The organism is Saccharopolyspora sp. CA-218241 (assembly GCF_050954615.1).
Taxonomy (GTDB): domain Bacteria; phylum Actinomycetota; class Actinomycetes; order Mycobacteriales; family Pseudonocardiaceae; genus Saccharopolyspora; species Saccharopolyspora cebuensis.
Window position 1 is genome coordinate 4,882,466 of record NZ_CP191860.1, and the last position, 18,093, is coordinate 4,900,558.

14 protein-coding genes are annotated in these 18,093 nt (G+C 75.4%); 3 read left to right on the top strand and 11 right to left on the bottom strand.

Features of this window, described 5'->3' with window-relative positions:
• Nucleotides 1–161: 161 nt before the first annotated feature.
• The 5 genes from hutI to hutH are packed head-to-tail and all read right to left on the bottom strand — an operon-like array spanning nucleotide 162 to nucleotide 6,976.
• Complete coding sequence (hutI, locus tag ACQP0T_RS23220) at nucleotides 162–1,313, bottom strand: imidazolonepropionase (protein WP_433869965.1); 1,152 nt, start codon at nucleotides 1,311–1,313, stop codon at nucleotides 162–164.
• Nucleotides 1,310–2,611 carry a formimidoylglutamate deiminase gene (locus ACQP0T_RS23225; protein ID WP_433869966.1) on the bottom strand — a complete coding sequence of 434 codons (1,302 nt, stop codon included), beginning with the start codon at nucleotides 2,609–2,611 and terminating at the stop codon, nucleotides 1,310–1,312. The genes hutI and ACQP0T_RS23225 overlap by 4 nt, the downstream gene beginning before the upstream one ends.
• Nucleotides 2,608–3,795: an allantoate amidohydrolase gene (locus ACQP0T_RS23230; protein ID WP_433869967.1), complete on the bottom strand. Its 1,188-nt coding sequence runs from the start codon at nucleotides 3,793–3,795 to the stop codon at nucleotides 2,608–2,610. The genes ACQP0T_RS23225 and ACQP0T_RS23230 overlap by 4 nt, the downstream gene beginning before the upstream one ends.
• The gene (gene hutU, locus ACQP0T_RS23235; RefSeq protein WP_433869968.1) at nucleotides 3,792–5,438 is read right to left on the bottom strand and encodes a urocanate hydratase; all 1,647 of its coding nucleotides are present in this window, start codon (nucleotides 5,436–5,438) and stop codon (nucleotides 3,792–3,794) included. Before hutU ends, ACQP0T_RS23230 begins: the two co-directional genes overlap by 4 nt.
• Nucleotides 5,435–6,976, bottom strand: coding sequence for a histidine ammonia-lyase (hutH, locus tag ACQP0T_RS23240; RefSeq protein WP_433869969.1), 1,542 nt, complete (start codon nucleotides 6,974–6,976; stop codon nucleotides 5,435–5,437). The genes hutU and hutH overlap by 4 nt, the downstream gene beginning before the upstream one ends.
• A gap of 94 nt (nucleotides 6,977–7,070) precedes the next feature.
• Between hutH and ACQP0T_RS23245 the strand changes: the two genes are divergently transcribed.
• Nucleotides 7,071–7,874 carry an IclR family transcriptional regulator gene (locus ACQP0T_RS23245; protein WP_433869970.1) on the top strand — a complete coding sequence of 268 codons (804 nt, stop codon included), beginning with the start codon at nucleotides 7,071–7,073 and terminating at the stop codon, nucleotides 7,872–7,874.
• Nucleotides 7,875–8,209: 335 nt separating this feature from the next.
• Here the strand turns inward: ACQP0T_RS23245 and ACQP0T_RS23250 are convergent, their stop codons facing one another.
• Genes ACQP0T_RS23250 through ACQP0T_RS23265 form a run of 4 tightly spaced genes read right to left on the bottom strand, consistent with a single transcriptional unit; the run spans nucleotide 8,210 to nucleotide 11,520 of the window.
• Nucleotides 8,210–9,097 carry an ABC transporter substrate-binding protein gene (locus ACQP0T_RS23250; protein ID WP_433869971.1) on the bottom strand — a complete coding sequence of 296 codons (888 nt, stop codon included), beginning with the start codon at nucleotides 9,095–9,097 and terminating at the stop codon, nucleotides 8,210–8,212.
• Nucleotides 9,094–9,777, bottom strand: a complete 684-nt coding sequence (locus tag ACQP0T_RS23255; protein WP_433869972.1) for an ABC transporter permease — start codon at nucleotides 9,775–9,777, stop codon at nucleotides 9,094–9,096. The genes ACQP0T_RS23250 and ACQP0T_RS23255 overlap by 4 nt, the downstream gene beginning before the upstream one ends.
• A complete protein-coding gene (locus ACQP0T_RS23260; protein ID WP_433869973.1) occupies nucleotides 9,767–10,441 on the bottom strand; it encodes an ABC transporter permease in 675 nt (224 codons plus the stop codon). Before ACQP0T_RS23260 ends, ACQP0T_RS23255 begins: the two co-directional genes overlap by 11 nt.
• Nucleotides 10,438–11,520, bottom strand: coding sequence for an ABC transporter ATP-binding protein (locus ACQP0T_RS23265; protein WP_433869974.1), 1,083 nt, complete (start codon nucleotides 11,518–11,520; stop codon nucleotides 10,438–10,440). The genes ACQP0T_RS23260 and ACQP0T_RS23265 overlap by 4 nt, the downstream gene beginning before the upstream one ends.
• A gap of 174 nt (nucleotides 11,521–11,694) precedes the next feature.
• On the opposite strand from ACQP0T_RS23265, the gene ACQP0T_RS23270 reads away from it, so the two are divergent.
• On the top strand, nucleotides 11,695–13,182 hold the full coding sequence (locus ACQP0T_RS23270) for a bis-aminopropyl spermidine synthase family protein (protein ID WP_433869975.1): 1,488 nt from the start codon (nucleotides 11,695–11,697) through the stop codon (nucleotides 13,180–13,182).
• Between the two features lie 89 nt (nucleotides 13,183–13,271).
• Here the strand turns inward: ACQP0T_RS23270 and ACQP0T_RS23275 are convergent, their stop codons facing one another.
• Nucleotides 13,272–15,689, bottom strand: a complete 2,418-nt coding sequence (locus ACQP0T_RS23275; RefSeq protein WP_433869976.1) for a putative bifunctional diguanylate cyclase/phosphodiesterase — start codon at nucleotides 15,687–15,689, stop codon at nucleotides 13,272–13,274.
• A gap of 249 nt (nucleotides 15,690–15,938) precedes the next feature.
• The gene (locus ACQP0T_RS23280) at nucleotides 15,939–17,141 is read right to left on the bottom strand and encodes an NAD(P)-dependent malic enzyme (protein ID WP_433869977.1); all 1,203 of its coding nucleotides are present in this window, start codon (nucleotides 17,139–17,141) and stop codon (nucleotides 15,939–15,941) included.
• Between the two features lie 337 nt (nucleotides 17,142–17,478).
• Here ACQP0T_RS23280 and ACQP0T_RS23285 point away from each other — a divergent pair, with 337 nt between their 5' ends.
• Nucleotides 17,479–18,087 (top strand): dTDP-4-dehydrorhamnose 3,5-epimerase family protein, encoded by a 609-nt coding sequence (locus tag ACQP0T_RS23285; protein WP_433869978.1) that lies wholly within the window; start codon nucleotides 17,479–17,481, stop codon nucleotides 18,085–18,087.
• Nucleotides 18,088–18,093: the final 6 nt, after the last annotated feature.

Here is an 18,093-nt window from a genome sequence, read left to right on the forward strand (position 1 = left end):
CGAAGCCGTCCCGGGCCGAGCCCTTCAGCTGACGTGCGGGGTGAGTGGCAGCAGGGGAACCTTCCTCTCATCCGTGACAGGAAGGTTCCCCTCCTGCCACCAGTGACAGCAAAGTTCCCCTGCTGTCACCCATGACAGGAAGGTTCCCCTGCTGCCACCCCTCACCGCCGGATGCCGAGGCGCCAGACGGCGCGGGTGAGGGGGACGCCGGGCCGGTAGGCGAGCCACGTCGTGCTCGGCGCGTCGAGCACGTGCACGTCGGCGCGGGCGCCGGGGCGGAGCACGCCGACGGCACCGTCGCCCGCGTCGCGCCGCAGCGCTCGCGCCCCGCCCCAGGTCGCGGCCCGCACGGCCTCGGCGACGCTCATGCCCATCTGCAGCACGGCGGTGCTCACGCAGTGCGCCATCGAGGTGGTGTAGGAGGAGCCGGGGTTGCAGTTGGTGGCGAGGGCGACGACGGCTCCGGCGTCGAGCAGCGCGCGGGCGGGCGGCAGGGGCTGCCGGGTGGACAGGTCGCAGGCGGGCAGCAGGGTCGCGACGGTTCCGGACCCGGCCAGCGCCTCCACGTCGGACGGTTCGAGGTGGGTGCAGTGGTCGACGCTGGCGGCGCCTTCCTCGACGGCGAGCCGCACGCCGGGGCCGGGGCCGAGCTGGTTGCCGTGGACGCGCAGGCCGAGGCCTTGGGCGCGGGCGGCGCGCAGCACCCGGCGGGACTGCTCGGCGTCGAAGGCCCCGCGCTCGCAGAACACGTCGCACCAGCCGACGTGCGGCACCACGGCGTCGAGCATGGCGCCGCAGACGAGGTCGAGGTAGTCGTCGGCGTCCTGCGGCACCACGTGGGCGCCGAGGAAGGTGACCTCGTCGGCGGCGGTCGCGGCGATCCGGGCGGCGCGGAGTTCGTCGTGGACGGTGAGCCCGTAGCCGGTCTTGGTCTCGACGCAGGTGGTGCCTTGGGCGAGCGCTTCGTCGAGGTGCCGCCGGAGGGTGGCGGCGAGCTGCTCGTCGGTGGCGGCGCGGGTGGCGCGCACGGTTTCCTCGATGCCGCCCGCCCGGTAGGGCTCCCCGGCGATCCTCGCGGCGAACTCGTCGGTGCGGTCCCCGGCGAACACCAGGTGGGTGTGGCTGTCGACCCAGCCGGGCAGCACCGCGGCGCCGTCGACGTCGACGCGGGTGTCGGCGGGCGGTACCCGGTGGTCGGGGCCGACCCAGGCGACCCGCTCGCCGTCGAGGACCAGGGCGGCACCGCGCGGGGTGCCGAGCTCGGGGTCGTGGGTGGTGAGTTCGCCGATGCCGGTGATGGCGGTGCTGGTCACGGGTCCTCCCGCAGGTCGTCGATCGCGGAGCTCAGCGCGGCCGGGACGTCGATGGTGCGGTGCGCGCGGTCGCGGACGACGTGCTCGCCGCCGACGACGACGTCGCGGACGTCGGCGGCCCCGGCGACGGCGGGCACGTCGGTGAGTTCGACCCCGGCCAACCGGGCCGAGCCGAGGTCGAGGGCGACGAGGTCGGCAGGGGCGCCGGGGGCGAGGGCCCCGCCGGGCATGCCCAGGGCGCGGTGTCCGGCGGCGGTGGCCATGCCGAGCAGCGCGGCCGAGGTGAAGTGGCCGCGCCGACCGGTGGCCAGCCGCTGCCCGGCTTCGACGGCCTGCGCCTCGGCCCACGGGTCGACGGCGGAGTGCCCGTCGCTGCCGATGGACAGCGACGCGCCCGCCGCGGCGAGGGCGCCGGCGGGGCCGATGCCGTCGGCGAGGTCGGCTTCGGTGGTCGGGCACAGGCAGACCCCGGCGCCGCCGAGCGAGGTGACGTCCTCGTCGGTGAGGTGGGTGGCGTGCACCGCGGTGAACTCGGCGTCGAGCGCGCCGCGCGCGGCGAGCAGCCCGGTGGGCGTGGTGCCGTGCGCGGCGCGGCAGGCGGTGTTCTCGGCGGGCTGCTCGGACAGGTGCGCGTGCAGCGGTGCGCCCCGGTGGCGCGCCCAGTCGACGACGTGCGGGATCTGCTCGGCGGGCACCGCGCGCACCGAATGCACGGCGGCGCCGATGCGCTGGCCCGGTCCGGGGCGCAGCGCGTCGACGCGCTCGGCCCAGGCGTGCGCGTCGCCGTCGGAGAAGCGCAGCTGCGGTTCGCCGAGCGGGGTGCCGAAACCGCCCGCGAGGTAGCAGGTGTCGAGCAGCGTGCAGCGGATCCCGGCGTCCCGCGCAGCCTGGAGCAGCGCCTCCCCCATCGCGTTGGGGTCGGCGTAGCGGGTACCGCCGGGCGCGTGGTGGACGTAGTGGAATTCGCCGACGGCGGTGTACCCGGCGAGCACCATCTCGGCGTAGACGGCCCGCGCGAGCCGGTGGTAGCGGTCGGGGTCGAGGCGCCGCGCGAGCCGGTACATCCGGTCCCGCCAGGTCCAGAAGGTGCCGGGTCCGCCGGCGCCGCGCAGCGCCCGGTGGAAGGCGTGCGAGTGCGCGTTGGCCGCGCCGGGGACCACGAGCCCGGTCAGCCGCGTGGCGAAGCCGGGTTCGGCGCCGGGGCGCACCGCGGTGATCCGGTCGCCGTCGACGTCGAGCAGCACGGCGGGCGCGGGGCCGGTGGGCAGCCACGCGCGCTCGCACCAGTAGGCGGTCACGGCGCGGCCAGCTCGCGCAGCACGCGGGTCAGGGCCCGCACGCCCGCGGCGCAGTCGTCGGGTTCGGCGTGCTCCTGCGGTGCGTGGCTGATGCCGGTGGGGTTGCGGACGAACAGCATCGCGGTGGGCACCTCGGCGGCGAGCACGCCCGCGTCGTGCCCGGCGCCGGTGGGCAGCGCGGGCGCGTCGTCGAGCAGGGCGGCGCACCGGTCCCGCAGCGCGGCGTCGAAGCGCACGGCGCCGCTGCGGGATTCCTCGGTGACGACGACCGCGCAGCCCTCGTCGGCGGCGGCTTGCCGCGCGAGCACGGTGAGTTCGGCGACCACGTCCCGCACCCGCGCGTCGCCGGGGGCGCGGGCGTCGAGCCAGACGTCCACGGCGGAGGCGATGACGTTGGTGCCGCCGGGGACGGGCCGCAGCCGCCCGACCGTCGCCCGGCCGTCGGGGGTGGCGGCGGCGACCCGGCGGGCCGCGGTGACCAGCGCGGCGGCGGGCAGCATCGGGTCGCGCCGGTCGTCGAGCCGGGCGGTCCCGGCGTGGTCGCCCCGCCCGGTGAACCGGAACCGCCAGCGGCCGTGCGCGTCGATGCTGCGGGCCACGCCGACCGCCCGGTCCAGCGCCCGGCCCTGCTCGACGTGCAGCTCGACGAACCGCCCGAGGTGCCGCAGCGCCTCCTCGTCGCGGCCGAGGTGCTCCGGGGCGCCCCCGGCGGCGCGCATCGCTTCGGCGAAGGTGGTGCCGTCGGCGTCCCGCAGGGCCCGCGCCCGGTCCGGGTCGATCGCCCCGGTGAGCAGGCGGGAACCGAGGCACGGCACCCCGAACCGGCCGCCTTCCTCCTCGGCGAAGGCCACCACCGCCACCGGTCGGGCGGGCCGGAAACCCGCCTGCCGCAACGAGTCCACGGCGGCGAAGGCGGAGGCGACGCCGAGCGGGCCGTCGAAGGCGCCGCCGCCGGGCACCGAGTCGAGGTGGCTGCCGGTGACCACCGCGTCCGGTCCCGGCGGGCCCCACCACGCCCACAGGTTCGCGTTGCGGTCGGTGGTGGTGGTCAGCCCGCAGGCGGCGGCGCGGTCGGCGAACCACTTCCGCGACCGGCGGTCGGCGTCGTCGAAGACGTGCCGGGAGTAGCCGCCGCGGTGCGGGTCGCGGCCGATGTCGGCGAGGTCGTCGAGGAGCCCGCTCACAGCGGCACCCGCAGTCCGCCGTCGCGGGCGACCTGCCGGGCCCGCTGGTACCCGGCGTCGGCGTGCCGCAGCACCCCGGTCGCCGGGTCGTTGGTGAGCACCCGGTCGAGCTTGCGGGCGGCGAGGTCGGTGCCGTCGGCGACGGTGACCTGTCCGGCGTGCAGCGACCGGCCCATGCCGACGCCGCCGCCGTGGTGCAGCGACACCCAGGTGGCGCCGGAGGCGGTGTTGACCAGGGCGTTGAGCATCGGCCAGTCGGCGACGGCGTCGGAGCCGTCGGCCATCGCCTCGGTCTCCCGGTACGGCGAGGCCACCGATCCGCAGTCCAGGTGGTCGCGGCCGAGCACGAGCGGCGCGGCGAGCTCGCCGGCGGCGACCATCTCGTTGAACCGCTGCCCGGCGCGGGCGCGCTCGCCGTACCCGAGCCAGCAGATCCGCGCGGGCAGGCCCTGGAAGGAGACCTTCTCCCCGGCCAGCCGGATCCACCGGGCGAGGTGGTCGTCGTCGCCGAACATCTCCAGCACGGCGCGGTCGGTGGCGGCGATGTCGGCGGGGTCGCCGGACAGCGCGGCCCACCGGAACGGCCCCTTGCCGGCGCAGAACAGCGGCCGGATGTAGGCGGGCACGAAGCCCGGGTAGTCGAAGGCGCGGGCGCAGCCGCCGGTCAGCGCCTCCCCGCGCAGCGCGTTGCCGTAGTCGAAGACCTCGGCCCCGGCGTCGAGGTACCCGACCATCGCCTCGACGTGCTCGGCCATCGATTCCCGCGCCCGCGCGGTGAAGTCCTCGGGGTCGCGCCGGGCGCGGTCGGCCCAGTCGGCGAGCGCGACGCCGCGCGGCAGGTAGGCCAGCGGGTCGTGCGCGGAGGTCTGGTCGGTGACGACGTCGGCTGGGACCCCGCGCCGCAGCAGTTCCGGCAGCACCTCGGCGGCGTTGCCGAGGACCGCGACCGACCGCGCCCGGCGGGCGTCCTTGGCGGCGACCGCGCGGCGCACCGCGTCGTCGAGGTCGTCGGCGACCTCGTCGAGGTAGCCGTGCCGGACCCGGCGGTGGGCGCGCTCGGGATCGCATTCGACGACCAGGGCGGCGCCGCCGTTCATGGTGATCGCCAGCGGTTGCGCGCCGCCCATCCCGCCGAGCCCGGCGGTGACGGTGAGGGTCCCGGCGAGGCTGCCGCCGAAGCGCTGTTCGGCGACGGCCGCGAAGGTCTCGTAGGTGCCCTGCAGGATGCCCTGGGTGCCGATGTAGATCCACGACCCGGCGGTCATCTGCCCGTACATCATGAGGCCGAGGGCGTCGAGGCGGCGGAATTCCGGCCAGTTCGCCCAGTCCCCCACCAGGTTGGAGTTGGCGATGAGCACCCGGGGCGCCCACTCGTGGGTGCGCAGCACGCCGACCGGTTTGCCGGACTGGACGAGCAGCGTCTCGTCCTCGGCGAGCCCGGTGAGTTCGGCGACCAGCGCGTCGAAGCTGGCCCAGTCGCGGGCCGCCCGACCGCTGCCGCCGTAGACCACGAGGTCCTCGGGGCGTTCGGCGACCTCGGGGTCGAGGTTGTTGCGCAGCATCCGCAGCGCGGCTTCGGTGCTCCAGCTCCGGGCGGTGCGGGTGGGTCCGCGCGGGGCGCGCACGGTCCTGGCTCCGGTCATCGTCGGCTCCCGTCGGGTAGGTGCGCGGTGGCGGTGTGCACCGCGCCGGTGCGGATCAGCGCCGCCGCGGCGGCGATCTCGGGGGCGAGGTGGCGGTCCGGTCCGGGTCCGGGCACGTGCTCGCGCAGCAGGTCGCGGACCGCGCCGGTGACCGGGCCGGGAGGCAGCGGGGCGCGCAGGTCGAGGGCGCGGGCGGCGGTGAGCAGCTCCACCGCGAGGACCTCGGTGAGCCCGTCGAGGGCGCGGCGCAGCTTGCGGGCCGCCGACCAGCCCAGCGACACGTGGTCCTCCTGCATGGCGCTGGTGGGCAGCGAGTCCACCGAGGCCGGTACCGCGATCCGCTTGAGCTCGCTGACGATCCCGGCCTGGGTGTAGTGGGCGATCATGTGCCCGGAGTCGACTCCCGGGTCGTCGGCGAGGAACGGCGGCAGCCCGTGCGAGCGGGCCACGTCGAGCATCCGGTCGGTGCGGCGTTCGGCCATCGAGGCGACGTCGGCGACCGCGATCGCCAGGAAGTCCAGCGCGTAGCCCAGCGGGGCGCCGTGGAAGTTGCCGTTGGACTCGACCCGGCCGTCGTCGAGCACCACCGGGTTGTCGATGGCGGCGGCCAGTTCCCGGTCGGCGACCCCGGTGGCGTGGGCCAGGGTGTCGCGGGCCGCGCCGTGCACCTGCGGGGCGCAGCGCAGCGAGTAGGCGTCCTGCACCAGCGAGCACTCGGGGCCCCGGTGGCTGGCCACGATCGGCGAATCGGCGAGGGCGGCGCGCATCCGGGCCGCCGACACGGCCTGGCCGGGGTGCGGGCGCAGCCGCTGGAGGTCGGCGGCGAACACCCGGTCGGTGCCCAGCAGCGCTTCGACGCTCATCGCGGCGGTGACGTCGGCGACCTCCACCAGCCGGGTCAGGTCGTGCAGCGCCAGCACCAGCATCCCGAGCATCCCGTCGGTGCCGTTGGTCAGCGCCAGCCCTTCCTTCTCGGCGAGCACCACCGGGGTGATCCCCGCCGCGGCGAGCAGGTCCGCGGCGCGGCCCCGGCCGCCGGTGGCGTCGTGCGCCTCGCCCTCACCGGTCAGCGCCAGGGCCACCGCGGCCAGCGGCGCGAGGTCGCCGGAGCAGCCCAGCGACCCGTGCTCGTGGACCACCGGGGTGATCCCGGCGTTGAGCAGCGCGACCAGCGCGTGCGCGGTGGCCGGGCGGACGCCGGTGCGACCGCTGGCGATGGTGCGCAGGCGCAGCAGCGCCATCGCCCGCACCACTTCGGACTCCACCTCGGCGCCGGCGCCCGCCGCGTGCGAGCGGACGAAGGACCGTTGCATGGCGGCGCGCAGCTCGGCCGGGATGCGGCGCACCGCGAGCGCGCCGAACCCGGTGGACACCCCGTAGGTGGCGGTGGGATCGGCGGCCAGCGCCGCGATGTGCTCGCGGGTGGCGGCGATGCCCCGTTCGGCGGCCGGGCTCAGCGCCACCGCGGCGCCGCGCCGGGCGACGTCGACGACCTGGTCTCGGGTCAGCGGTTCGGGACCGATCGCGATCTCGGGCATGGGCCCCATTGAACGCGGCTCGCGGTCCCCGCGGCGGACGGTTGCGCTGTCGGTGTCCGGGATTCCAGACTCCCGGATGAACGCGGGAGGGCGCATGGGCACCAGCGGCAAGGTTCCCGCGCTGCGGCGCGGCCTGGACATCCTGGGGGTGCTGGCCGGGCACGCCGGCCCGGTCCCGGCGGACGTGCTGGTCCGCGAACTGCGGCTGCCCCGCTCCACGACCTACCACCTGCTGGCCGAGCTGGTCGCCGCCGGGTACGTGACGCACCTGCCCGAGGAGCACCGCTACGGCCTGGGCGCGGCGGCGTTCGAGCTGGGCGCGGCGTCGCTGCGGCACCTCCCGCTGCGGCGCCTCGGCGATCCGCTGCTGCGCAGGCTGGTCGACGAGGTCGGGGCCACCGCGCACCTGGGCGTGCTGCACGGCGGCGAGGCCCGGTACGTGGTCAAGCAGCGCCCGGCGCGACCGCAGACGCTGGTGACCGCCGTCGGGGTGCGGCTGCCCGCGCAGCTCACCGCGTCCGGCCGGTCGATGCTGGCCCGGCTGCCCGCCGCGCAGGTGCGGGCGCTGCTGCCGGGCCAGGAGCGGTTCGTGCTGCGCACCGGACGCGGCCCGCGCGACCTGCCGGGACTGCGCCGGGTGCTGGCGGTGGAGCGGCGCCGGGGCTGGTCGGTGGAGGACGGCCACGTCACCGCGGGGTTCGCCTCCGTGGGCTGCCCGGTGCTGGACCGGTCGGGGTGGCCGGTGGCGGCGATCAGCGTCACCTTCCGGCACCACTGCCCGGACGGGTGCGAGCGGACCTGGCCGGACCTCGCCGCCCAGGTCCGCCGGGCGGCCGCCGAACTCGCGGCCCGCCTCGACGGCCGCCCCGTCCCCCGGAAACCCCCGGAAGGGTGGTGAGTGAGGGGCACCTTCATCCGGCACAGTCGGATGAAGGCGCCCCTCACCAGGAGATCACCCGAACGGGAGCCCGGAGTCCGGCTCGCTCCGCTCCCGCGCTGCGCGTCACCCCGAGTAAGGCGTCCTTTCAGAATGCGGCGGAGCCGCATGCGGTGCGGCTGTCAGCTTGCACCGCGGCCCGTGCTCGGACGTGACCGCTCAGCGGTCTTCTCGCGAGGACAGCCGTGACGCCGTGTACGTCGTTGGTACATCAGGAACGGCTCCCGGAGCGAGAAGACCGCTGAGGTTCCGCCACCCGCACCGCCACGCAGATCGCGCTGAAAGCGGTCCTGGGTTCAGATGCCTGCTTCGGCTAGGAAGTCCCGGGCCACGTCCGCCGGGTTGGCCTTGTCGACTTCGAGGCGGCGGTTGAGGTCGGTGAGCTTCTCGGTGGTCAGCGCCGCCGAGACCCGGTCGAGCACCGCGGTCTGCTCCGGGGACAGCCGACCGGAACCGACCAGCGGCACCACGTTCTGCGCCGGGAACATGTTCTTCGGGTCGTCGAGCTGCACCAGGCCGTGGGTGGCGATCTGGGACGAGGTGGTGAACAGGTTCGCCACCTGGATCTGGTCGGCGAGCAGCGCGTCGACGGTGATGGTCCCGGCCTCGACGCTGCGGATCTCGCGGAACGTGCAGCCGTACTCGCGGGCGATCACCGACTCCCAGCGCTCCTTCCACTCGGCGGGCGCGCCGAGCACCAGGTCCCCGCAGCGGGGACCGAGGTCGGCCATCGAGCGCACGCCGGTGGCGGCGGTCTCGGGGGTCACCGTCAGCACGTCGGAGTTCTCGGCCGGGGACGGGGTGAGCACCTCCAGCTCCGGCGGCAGCGCGGCGCGCAGCGCCTCGGTGACCTGGGTGCTCTCGGTCGCGGTGGCGCGCGGGTCGAGGTACTGGAGCAGGTTGCCGGTGTACTCGGGCACCACGGCGAGCTCGCCGGAGCGCGCCGCGTTGACGTAGAACTCGCGGGCACCGATGCGCGGCCGGGTCTCCACCTCCGCGCCGGTGCCGCGCAGCGCCTCGGCGTAGACGTGCATGAGCAGCTCGCTCTCGGCGAAGTCGGCGGAACCGACCACCAGCGCACCGCTGTCGCGCTGCTGCTCCCGGTTGGCCTCCAGCGGGTCCTGCGCGCCGCAGCCGGTGAGCACCAGCAGCGCGGCGAGCGCGCCCAGCAGCAACCGCTTCATCCTCGACTACCTCCTTGTCGGGCGGCCGTGGTGAGGCCGCGCGGCACGAGCAACCGGGTCACCCCGGCCAACACCAGGTCGAGCAGCACCGCGAGCACCGCGATGACGATGGCCGCCGAGGCCATCTGGGCGTAGTCGCTGACCTTGAGGCCGTCGAGCAGGATGCGCCCGAGCCCGCCGAGCCCGACGTAGGCGGCGACCGCGGCGGTCGCCACGACCTGCAGCATCGCGCTGCGCACCCCGCCGAGGATCAGCGGCAGCGCGGTCGGCAGCTCGACCTGCCACAGCCGCTGGCGCGGGGTCATGCCCATGCCGCGCGCGGCGTCGACGGCGTCCGGCGGCGCGTTGCGGACGCCCGCGTGCGCGCCGGACAGGATCGCCGGGACGGCCAGCACGACCAGTCCGGCCAGCGCCGGGACCTCGCCGAGCCCGAAGCCGAGCACCAGCAGGGTGACCAGGCCGAGCGTCGGCAGCGCCCGCAGCGCGTTGCTCACGCCGACGACGAACACCCCGCCGCGCCCGGTGTGCCCGATCCAGACGCCGAGCGGGATGGCCAGCACCGAGGCGGCGGCCACCGACACCACGCAGTAGTACAGGTGCAGCAGGGTCTGGGCGGGGATGCCGTCCGGGCCGCGCCAGTGCGCGGGATCGATCAGCCATGCGATCAGCTCAGCGAACACCGGCCGCTCCCTTCGCCCGCGCCCACGGGGTCAGCAACCGCGACACCGCCACCAGCAGCAGGTCGACCAGCAGCGCCAGCAGCAGGGTCAGCACGATGCCGACGACGATCTGCGCCGGGTAGTCGCGCTGGAAGCCGTCGGTGAACAGCCGCCCCAGGCCGCCGATGCCGACCAGCGCGCCGACGCTGACCAGGCTGATGTTGCTCACCGACGCCACCCGCACGGCGGCGGTCAGCACCGGCACCGCCAGCGGCAGCTCCACCGCGACGAACCGCTTCCCCGGCGGGTAGCCCATCGCGGTCGCGGCGGCCACCACCTGCTCCGGCACCGAGCGCAGCGCGTCGGCGACCGGCCGCACCAGCAGCGCCGCGGTGTAGAGGGTCAGGGCGATGACCACGTTGACCGAGGACAGCAGCGGGGTGCCGAGGATGCCGGGGATGATCACGAACAGCGCCAGCGAGGGGATCGTGTAGAGCACGTTCGCCGCGCCCTGCACCGGCCCGCGCACCCACCGCACCTGCTGCACGAGCCGCCCCAGCGGCAGGGCCAGCGCGACGCCGAGCAGCAGCGGCAGCAGCGCCAGGTAGACGTGCTGGGCGAGCTGCCGCAGCACCAGCTCCCGGTTGCTGGGGCTGGCGGCGAAGTCGAGCAGCGCGTCGATCACGGCCGGTCCCGGGCGTCGCGGAGGACGGCGAGGACGTCGTCGGCGGTGACCACGCCGCGGAACCCGCCGTCGGCGTCGACGACCACGCCGAGGCCGGAGGGCGCGGACAGCGCCGCGTCCAGCGCGCCGCGCAGCGGGCCGTGCTCGGGGTGCAGCGAACCTCCCGCGACCAGCCGGTCCTCGGTGAGCGGGTCGGTCACCGAGGTGCCGGGCGGCAGCCAGCCGCGCGGGCGCCGGTCGGCGTCCACCGCGAGCCGCCAGTCCGGTGCGTCCGCGACGGGTTCGCCCAGCGGCACCGGGTCGGCGTGCCGCAGCGGCAGCGCGGCGGAGTCCACGAAGGACAGCCGCCGGTAGCCGCGGTCGCGGCCGACGAACGTGGTGACGAAGTCGTCGGCGGGTTCGGCGAGGAGGTGGTCGGGGTCGGCGTACTGGGCGAGGTGCCCGCCCTGGCGCAGCACCGCGACCCGCTCGCCGAGGGTGATCGCCTCGTCGATGTCGTGGGTGACGAACAGGACGGTCTTGTCCAGTTCGTCCTGCAACCGCAGCAGTTCGTTCTGCAGGTCCTCGCGCACCACCGGGTCGACGGCGCTGAACGGCTCGTCCATCAGCAGCACCGGCGGGTCGGCGGCCAGCGCGCGGGCCACCCCGACGCGCTGCTGCTGCCCGCCGGAGAGCTGCACCGGGTAGCGGCGGCCGAGTTCGGCGGGCAGGCCGACCCGGTCGAGCAGCTCGGCGGCGCGGGCGCGGGCGGCGCGACGGGTGGTGCCAGAGAGCATCGGCACGGTGGCGACGTTGTCCAGCACGGTGCGGTGCGGGAACAGCCCGGCCTGCTGGATCACGTAGCCGATGCCGCGGCGGAGGTCGGCGGGGTCGCGGTCGCGGACGTCGGCGCCGTCGACGAGGATGCGGCCCGAGGTGGGGTCGATCATCCGGTTGACCATCCGCATCAGCGTGGTCTTGCCGCAGCCGGACGGGCCGACGAGCACGGTGATGGTCCCCTCCGGCACCGAAAGGCTCAGCTCGTGCACCGCGACCGTGCCGTTGGGGTACTCCTTGCGCACCGCCTGGAACTCGATCACCGACGCCCCTCGTCGATCGCCCTCCGAGCGGCCGCACCGCTCCGAACCCGGCCGACCCTAACCCGATCAGGCGAAACCTGCCGGGCACCGAGACCCTCGTGTGATCGCCCTCTCACCAGGTGGGACGGGACCGGCGGTGCCGCGCTCCGCGCGGTCCGTAGGCTGGCAGGTCCGATGAACACCACCTCCCTCGACGCCGTGGACGCCCTGCTCGACGACGCCGGCGTGCACAGCAGGCCGTTGCGCGAGGTCCTGGCGCTGCTCGCCGCCGGACCGCTGCCCTTCGACGAGCTGGTCCGACGCAGCGCGCTGCCCCGCCGCACCGTGGAAGACCTGCTCGCCGCGCTGGGCCCGGACCTCGACCGCGATGCGGACGGGTGCCGGCTGGTCCCGGCGGTCCGCGCGGAGTACCGGTCCAGGCTCGCGCCGCCCGCCGCCGAACCGGACGCCGAGGTGGCCGCGCTGCTGCGCCGGTTCATCGCCACCGGACCCGCCCCGCTGGCCGCGCTGGACCACGTCACCGCCACCCCGGAGACGGTGCTGCGCCGCGCCGAATGGCTGCGCGACCACTACGACCTCACCGGGGCCCGGCTGCTGTTCCTCGGCGACCACGACCTGACCTCGACGGCCGTCGCGCTGCTGGCGCCGGAGGCCTCGATCACCGTCGTCGACGTCGACGAGCGGATCCTGCGGCACCTCGACGCGCTGTCGGCCGAGCACCGGCTCGGCGTGCGGACGCTGCACGCCGACCTGCGCTTCGGGCTGCCCCCGGCGGTGCGGGCCGGGGCCGACCTGGTGTTCACCGATCCGCCCTACACCCCGGAGGGGATCGGGCTGTTCGCCGGGCGTGCGGCGGAGGCGATGGCCGGGCCGGGCAGCAGGCTGCTGCTGGCCTACGGTTTCAGCCCGCGCACGCCCGCGCTCGGCCTGAAGGTGCAGCAGGAGCTGCTGCGGCTGGGCATGGTCTTCGAGGCGGTGCTGCCCGGCTTCCACCGCTACGAGGGCGCGCAGGCCATCGGCAGCGCCGCCGACCTCTACGTCTGCCAGCCGACCGGCAAGGCCCGCAAGAAGGGCGCCCGCGGCCAGGCCATCTACACCCACGGCCCGCAGGCGGTGGAGTCCGCGGGCGGGCCCGCTCCGCTGGAGGCGCTGGGCGCCCTGCTCGGCACCCCGGTCACCGCGCTGCGCGGCCCGGACTGGACCGCGCCGGTCAGCGCCGCGGCGGTGTTCGACCTGCGCGCCGACCCGGGGCCGTGGCTGGCCCGGATGCTGCTGGCCTGCAGCGCCGACCGGGTCGCGTTCCTGCTGCCCAACCAGCACCCGGACCTCGCCGACGAACGCGGGCAGCGCGCGCTCGCCGACCTGGTCGCGGGCAAGTACGCGCTGCGGCTGCACCGCAGCGCCCCCGATCCCGCGCACGCGGTGGTCGTGGCGGAGGCGGTCACCGACGACTCGGCGGCGGGAGGGCTGCTCCGCCGCGCCCATGGCAAGCTCGGCAACGTGTGGCGGGAAGCGCTGATCGCCACCGGAGGCGGCACCAAGCGCGAGGCCGCCGACCGGGTCGCGGCGCTGGTCCCGGACCCCGAGGACCTGGCGCTGCGGCTGATCGACCTCCCCCGCCACCGCATCGCCGAGCTCCTCACCGCGGCCCGCACGGCCTGAGCGACGGGCTCACCCGCTGCCGGAACGGTCCGGCCGCGCGGACCTCACCGGCCTCGTCGTGGTCCGCAGTGGCGCGGCGAGGTCGCCGATCACGGTGTCGGCGTGGCCAGCGGGCCGTCCGCCAGCAGCGCGCGGAAGTCCCGGGCGGGCATCGCCTTGGAGAACAACCAGCCCTGGTAGGCGTCCACCCCGACGCCGCAGAGGGCGTGGAACTGGGTGGCGGTCTCCACGCCCTCGGCCACGCAGTAGCGGCCCATCGCGCGGGCCATGTCCACCACCGCGCGGGCCACCGCGAAGTCCGAGGCGTCGCCGCCGACCCCGGCGACGAACCGGCGGTCGACCTTGATGATCTGCGCGGGCAATTCCTTGAGGCGGGCCAGCGACGAGTACCCGGTGCCGAAGTCGTCCACCGCGAAGCGCACCCCCCGCGCGACCAGCTCGGCCATCTCCTGCCGGGTGCGCGAAGGCAGGTCCACCAGCGCCGTCTCCACCAGTTCCAGCACCACCCGGTGCCAGTCCAGCCCGGTCTCGGCGACCACGTCGGTCACCGTGTCGACGAAGTCCGGGCCGCCGGGCACCAGACCGGCCAGGTTCACCGCCACCCCGACCTGACGACCGCCGCTGCGCGGCCACCGGGCGGCCTCGCGCAACGCGGTGCGCAGCACCCAGCGGTCCAGGTCGCGCAGCAGGTCGCCCTGCTCGGCGACCGGCAGGAACGCGTCCGGGGCGAGCAGCCCGCGGTCCGGGTGCGGCCACCGGACCAGCGCCTCCGCGGTGACCACCGAACCGTCCGGGGCCACGACCGGCTGGTAGTGCAGGGTGAGCCCGTCGCGGTGCAGCGCCTCCCGGAGCTGGCCTTCGAGCTGGAGCTGCCGGTCGGCCGAGGCCATCAGCGCCGGGCTCGCCAGCGACACCCGACCGGAGCCGCGCCGCTTGGCCTCGAACATCGCCGCGTCGGCGAAGCGCAGCAGGTCCTCGCCCCCGGCGCCGGGTCCGCTGGGCACCGCCGCACCGATCGACGCCGACACCCGGATGAGCTGGCCGTGCACCGGGACCGCGGTGCGCAGCAACCCGGACACCCGGGTCGCCACCGAGTCGAGCCCGCCGACCGCGCCCACGTCGGAGCAGATGATGACGAACTCGTCACCGGACAACCGGGCGGCGGTGCAGCAATCGGGCAGCCCGCCTTCGAGCCGCCGGGCCAGCGCGACCAGCAGCTCGTCCCCCGCGTCGTGGCCCAGCGAATCGTTGATCCGCTTGAAGTTGTCGATGTCGCAGAACAGCACCGCCACGTCCACCGGGTCCGCACCGCCGAGCAGCGACCGCAGCAGCTCCTTGACCGCCGCGCGGTTCGGCAGCCCGGTGAGGTCGTCGTGGGTGGCCTGGTAGCGCAGCGCCTCGGCGGCGCGCCGCCGCTCGGTGACGTCCTGGAACACCACCAGCCAGAACCGGGTGCCGTCGTCCTGCACCGACGAGGACACGTGCAGCTCACAGTGCACCGGCTCGCCGTCGGCGCGGACCAGCACCCGGTGCGGCACCCGCCTGCGCCGCTCCCCGGGCAGCTCGGCCAGCGCCACCGGCTGGTCCGCGGGGTGGGCGAGGTCCTGGATGCCGCGCCCGCGCAGCTCCTCCAGCCGGTAGCCGAGCAGCTCGCACAGCGCGTCGTTGGCCGTGACCAGCCGCTCGGCCGGGTCGAACAGCCCGATGCCGACCGGGGTGATGTGGACCAGGTCGGTGAAGCGCTTGCTGGTGCGCTCCATCCGGGTGACCGCGGCGCGGTGCTCGGTGACGTCCTGCACGGTGCCGAACACCCGCACGACCCGGCCGGACCGGTCGTGCTCGGCGCGGCCGGTGCACAGGTAGACCCGCTTGCCGGGCAGATCGCGCAGCTCGGCCTCCTGCACGCTGCCCGGCGGGCCCTCGAACAGCCCCCGGTAGAACGCCAGCGCCTTGTGCCGGTCGGCCGCGAACGTGAAGTCCACCAGGACGTGCGCGTCGTCGACCTCGCCCGCGCGGGACCCGGCGAGGAAGTCGGTGAGGATCGGGCTGCGGTAGAACTCGCCGGTGTCCGGGTAGTAGGCGAAGCTGCCGACCCGGGCGAGCTGCTGGGCCTCCAGCAACCGGGCGTGGTCGTCGTCCTCGGGGACCGCGGCGCGGGGGGCGGCGAGGTCGGAGAGGTCGACCAGGACGGTGACCCACAGGTCCGCCGAGTCGCTGTGCCGCCAGGTCAGCGCGCGCACCGGGACGTCCTCGGCTGAGGTGCGCAGCACCGACCGGTCACCGTGCCGGACCACCAGGTCGGCGAGCCGGCGCCCGGTGAGCTCGCGCGCGCAGCGCAGCCCGGCCAGCCGCACCGCGTGCTCGGTCGCCCGCACCACCAGGCCGTCGGCGGTGCTGAGCAGGGCGGGCGCGTCCGGCAGCGGCAGCGCGGTCCGCACCCGCTCGTCGTCCTCGGGGCCGTCGCGGTGCTGGTATCCCAGCGCCCCGGCCGAGGGCTCGTCGGTCAACTGCACTCCTCCTGCGTAGCGGTCACGTCGGGTACGACGCGGACTCCGGTCGCTCCAGCACGCCTCGAACGAGTGACCGGCACCACAGCGAGTTCCGGCGCGACCTTACCGGCCCAGCACCGGAGGTTCGCGGGCGTGCCCCGCCCGAGTGACGACGGAGGAGTGTGTTCGTGACGCCGCCGGGGGAACGTTTTCCGGCCCCGGCGCGGAACCGGTCCGGGACGGCGGGACCGCCCCGGACCGGTCGGCTCACGCGGTGGCCACGCCGTCCTCGCGGGCGGCGGCGGCCACCGCGGCGATGACCTCGGGCGCCACCCGCGGGTCCAGCGGGCTCGGCACGATGTGCTCGGCGCCGAGGTCGTCGGCCGCGACGTTGGCGATGGCCTCGGCGGCGGCGACCTTCATCCGGTCGGTGATCATCCGCGCACCGGCGTCCAGCGCGCCCCGGAAGATGCCGGGGAAGGCGAGCACGTTGTTGATCTGGTTCGGGAAGTCGCTGCGCCCGGTGGCCACGACCGCGGCGTGCCTGCCCGCGACGTCCGGGTGGACCTCCGGGTCCGGGTTGGACAGCGCGAACACGACGGCGCCGTCGGCCATCCCGGCGACCAGCTCCTCGTCGATGGTCCCGGCCGAGACCCCGATGAGCACGTCGGCGCCGCGCAGCGCGTCACCGATGCCGCCGGTCAGGCCGCGCTGGTTGGTGAACTCCACCAGCTCCCGCTTGATCGGGGTGAGGCCGTCCCGCCCGGCGTGCAGCACTCCGCGCGAGTCCAGCACGACGATCTCGCCGACCCCGGCGGTGTGCAGGATCTTCGCGCACGCCACCCCGGCCGCGCCGGCCCCGGAGATCACCACCCGCAGGTCGGCGAGCTCGCGCCCGGTCACCCGGGCGGCGTTGCGCAGCGCGGCGAGGGTGACCACGGCGGTGCCGTGCTGGTCGTCGTGCATGACCGGGCAGTCCAGCGCCTCGACCAGCCGCCGCTCCAGCTCGAAGCAGCGGGGCGCGGCGATGTCCTCCAGGTTGACCGCGCCGAAGGACGGGCGCAGCCGGACCAGGGTGTCGACGATCTCGTCGACGTCGGTGGTGTCGAGCACCAGCGGGATGGAGTTGAGCCCGGCGAAGGACTTGAACAGCGCCGACTTGCCCTCCATCACCGGCAGCGAGGCGCGCGGGCCGATGTCGCCGAGGCCGAGCACCGCGGTGCCGTCGCTGACCACCGCGACCAGGCGCTGGGTCCAGGTGTAGCGGTCGACGAGCGCGCGGTCGGCGGCGATGGCGCGGCTCACCTGCGCCACGCCGGGGGTGTAGGCGATCGACAGGTCGCGCGCGCTGGCCAGCGGCGCGGTCACGTCGACGCCGAGCTTGCCGCCCTCGTGCGCGGCGAAGATCTCCTCCTGCGTCAGCCCGGTCCCGTTGCCGGAGACCTGCTTGTCGTCGTTCACGGTGGTCACGGCGTCCCTCCTGATAGCCATGCCCGGGAGCCCCTGGGGCCCGGCGGTGGGCGGCGGTCGTGCGCCGCCCGGTTCGACTGGACTCGGCCGTCCGCCCGGGCGTACCGGGCGGACGCCTCGTTGACCGGGCCGGCTCTCCGTGGTCCGGGAAGCGGTCCGGCGGACGCTGCGGTCGGGACAGTCTGCCAGGCGAGCGGATCACTGTCAGCGATGGGGATCACACCCGACCAGCGTTTTCAACACTTTGTTGACAATGTTCAGCAGTACGCGCATCCGGTTGGACCCGGTGCCGCACCCGCGGCGCGGCACCGCGCCGGCCGCTCCGTACGCTCGGACCGTGCAGGTACGCGAACTCGACATCAGCGGCGCGTTCGAATTCACGCCCCCGTCCTTCCCGGACCACCGCGGACTGTTTGCCGCGCCCTTCCAGGAAGAGCCGTTCGTCGCGGCCACCGGGCACCGGATGCGGCTCGCGCAGGCCAACCACAGCGTCTCGGCGCGCGGCGTCATCCGGGGCGTGCACTTCGCCGACGTCCCGCCCGGCCAGGCGAAGTACCTGTACTGCCCGCGCGGCGCGATCCTCGACGTGGTCGTCGACGTGCGCACCGGGTCGCCCACCTTCGGCCGGTGGGAGGCGGTCCGCCTCGACTCCGACGAGTACCGCGCGCTCTACCTCGCCGAAGGGCTCGGCCACGCGTTCGCCGCCCTCACCGACGACACCGTGGTCAGCTACCTGTGCTCGACGCCGTACAACCCGGCCGCCGAACACGGCATCGACCCGCTCGACCCGGACCTGGACCTGCCGTGGTCCGAACTGGACGTCGAACCGGTGCTGTCCGACAAGGACCGCAAGGCCCCCCGGCTCGCCGAGGCGCAGGCCGACGGGCTGCTGCCCGACCACCGGACCTGCCTGGAGCACTACGAATCGCTGCGCCGGGCGGGCTGAGCGGCA

Excerpts from the sequence above, each read along its gene's own strand:
- hutH (WP_433869969.1), bottom strand. The coding sequence starts at position 6,976 with ATGCCCGAGATCGCGATCGGTCCCGAACCGCTGACCCGAGACCAGGTC.
- hutU (WP_433869968.1), bottom strand. The coding sequence starts at position 5,438 with ATGACCGGAGCCAGGACCGTGCGCGCCCCGCGCGGACCCACCCGCACC.
- ACQP0T_RS23270 (WP_433869975.1), top strand. The coding sequence starts at position 11,695 with ATGAACACCACCTCCCTCGACGCCGTGGACGCCCTGCTCGACGACGCC.
- ACQP0T_RS23250 (WP_433869971.1), bottom strand. The coding sequence starts at position 9,097 with ATGAAGCGGTTGCTGCTGGGCGCGCTCGCCGCGCTGCTGGTGCTCACC.
- ACQP0T_RS23245 (WP_433869970.1), top strand. The coding sequence starts at position 7,071 with ATGGGCACCAGCGGCAAGGTTCCCGCGCTGCGGCGCGGCCTGGACATC.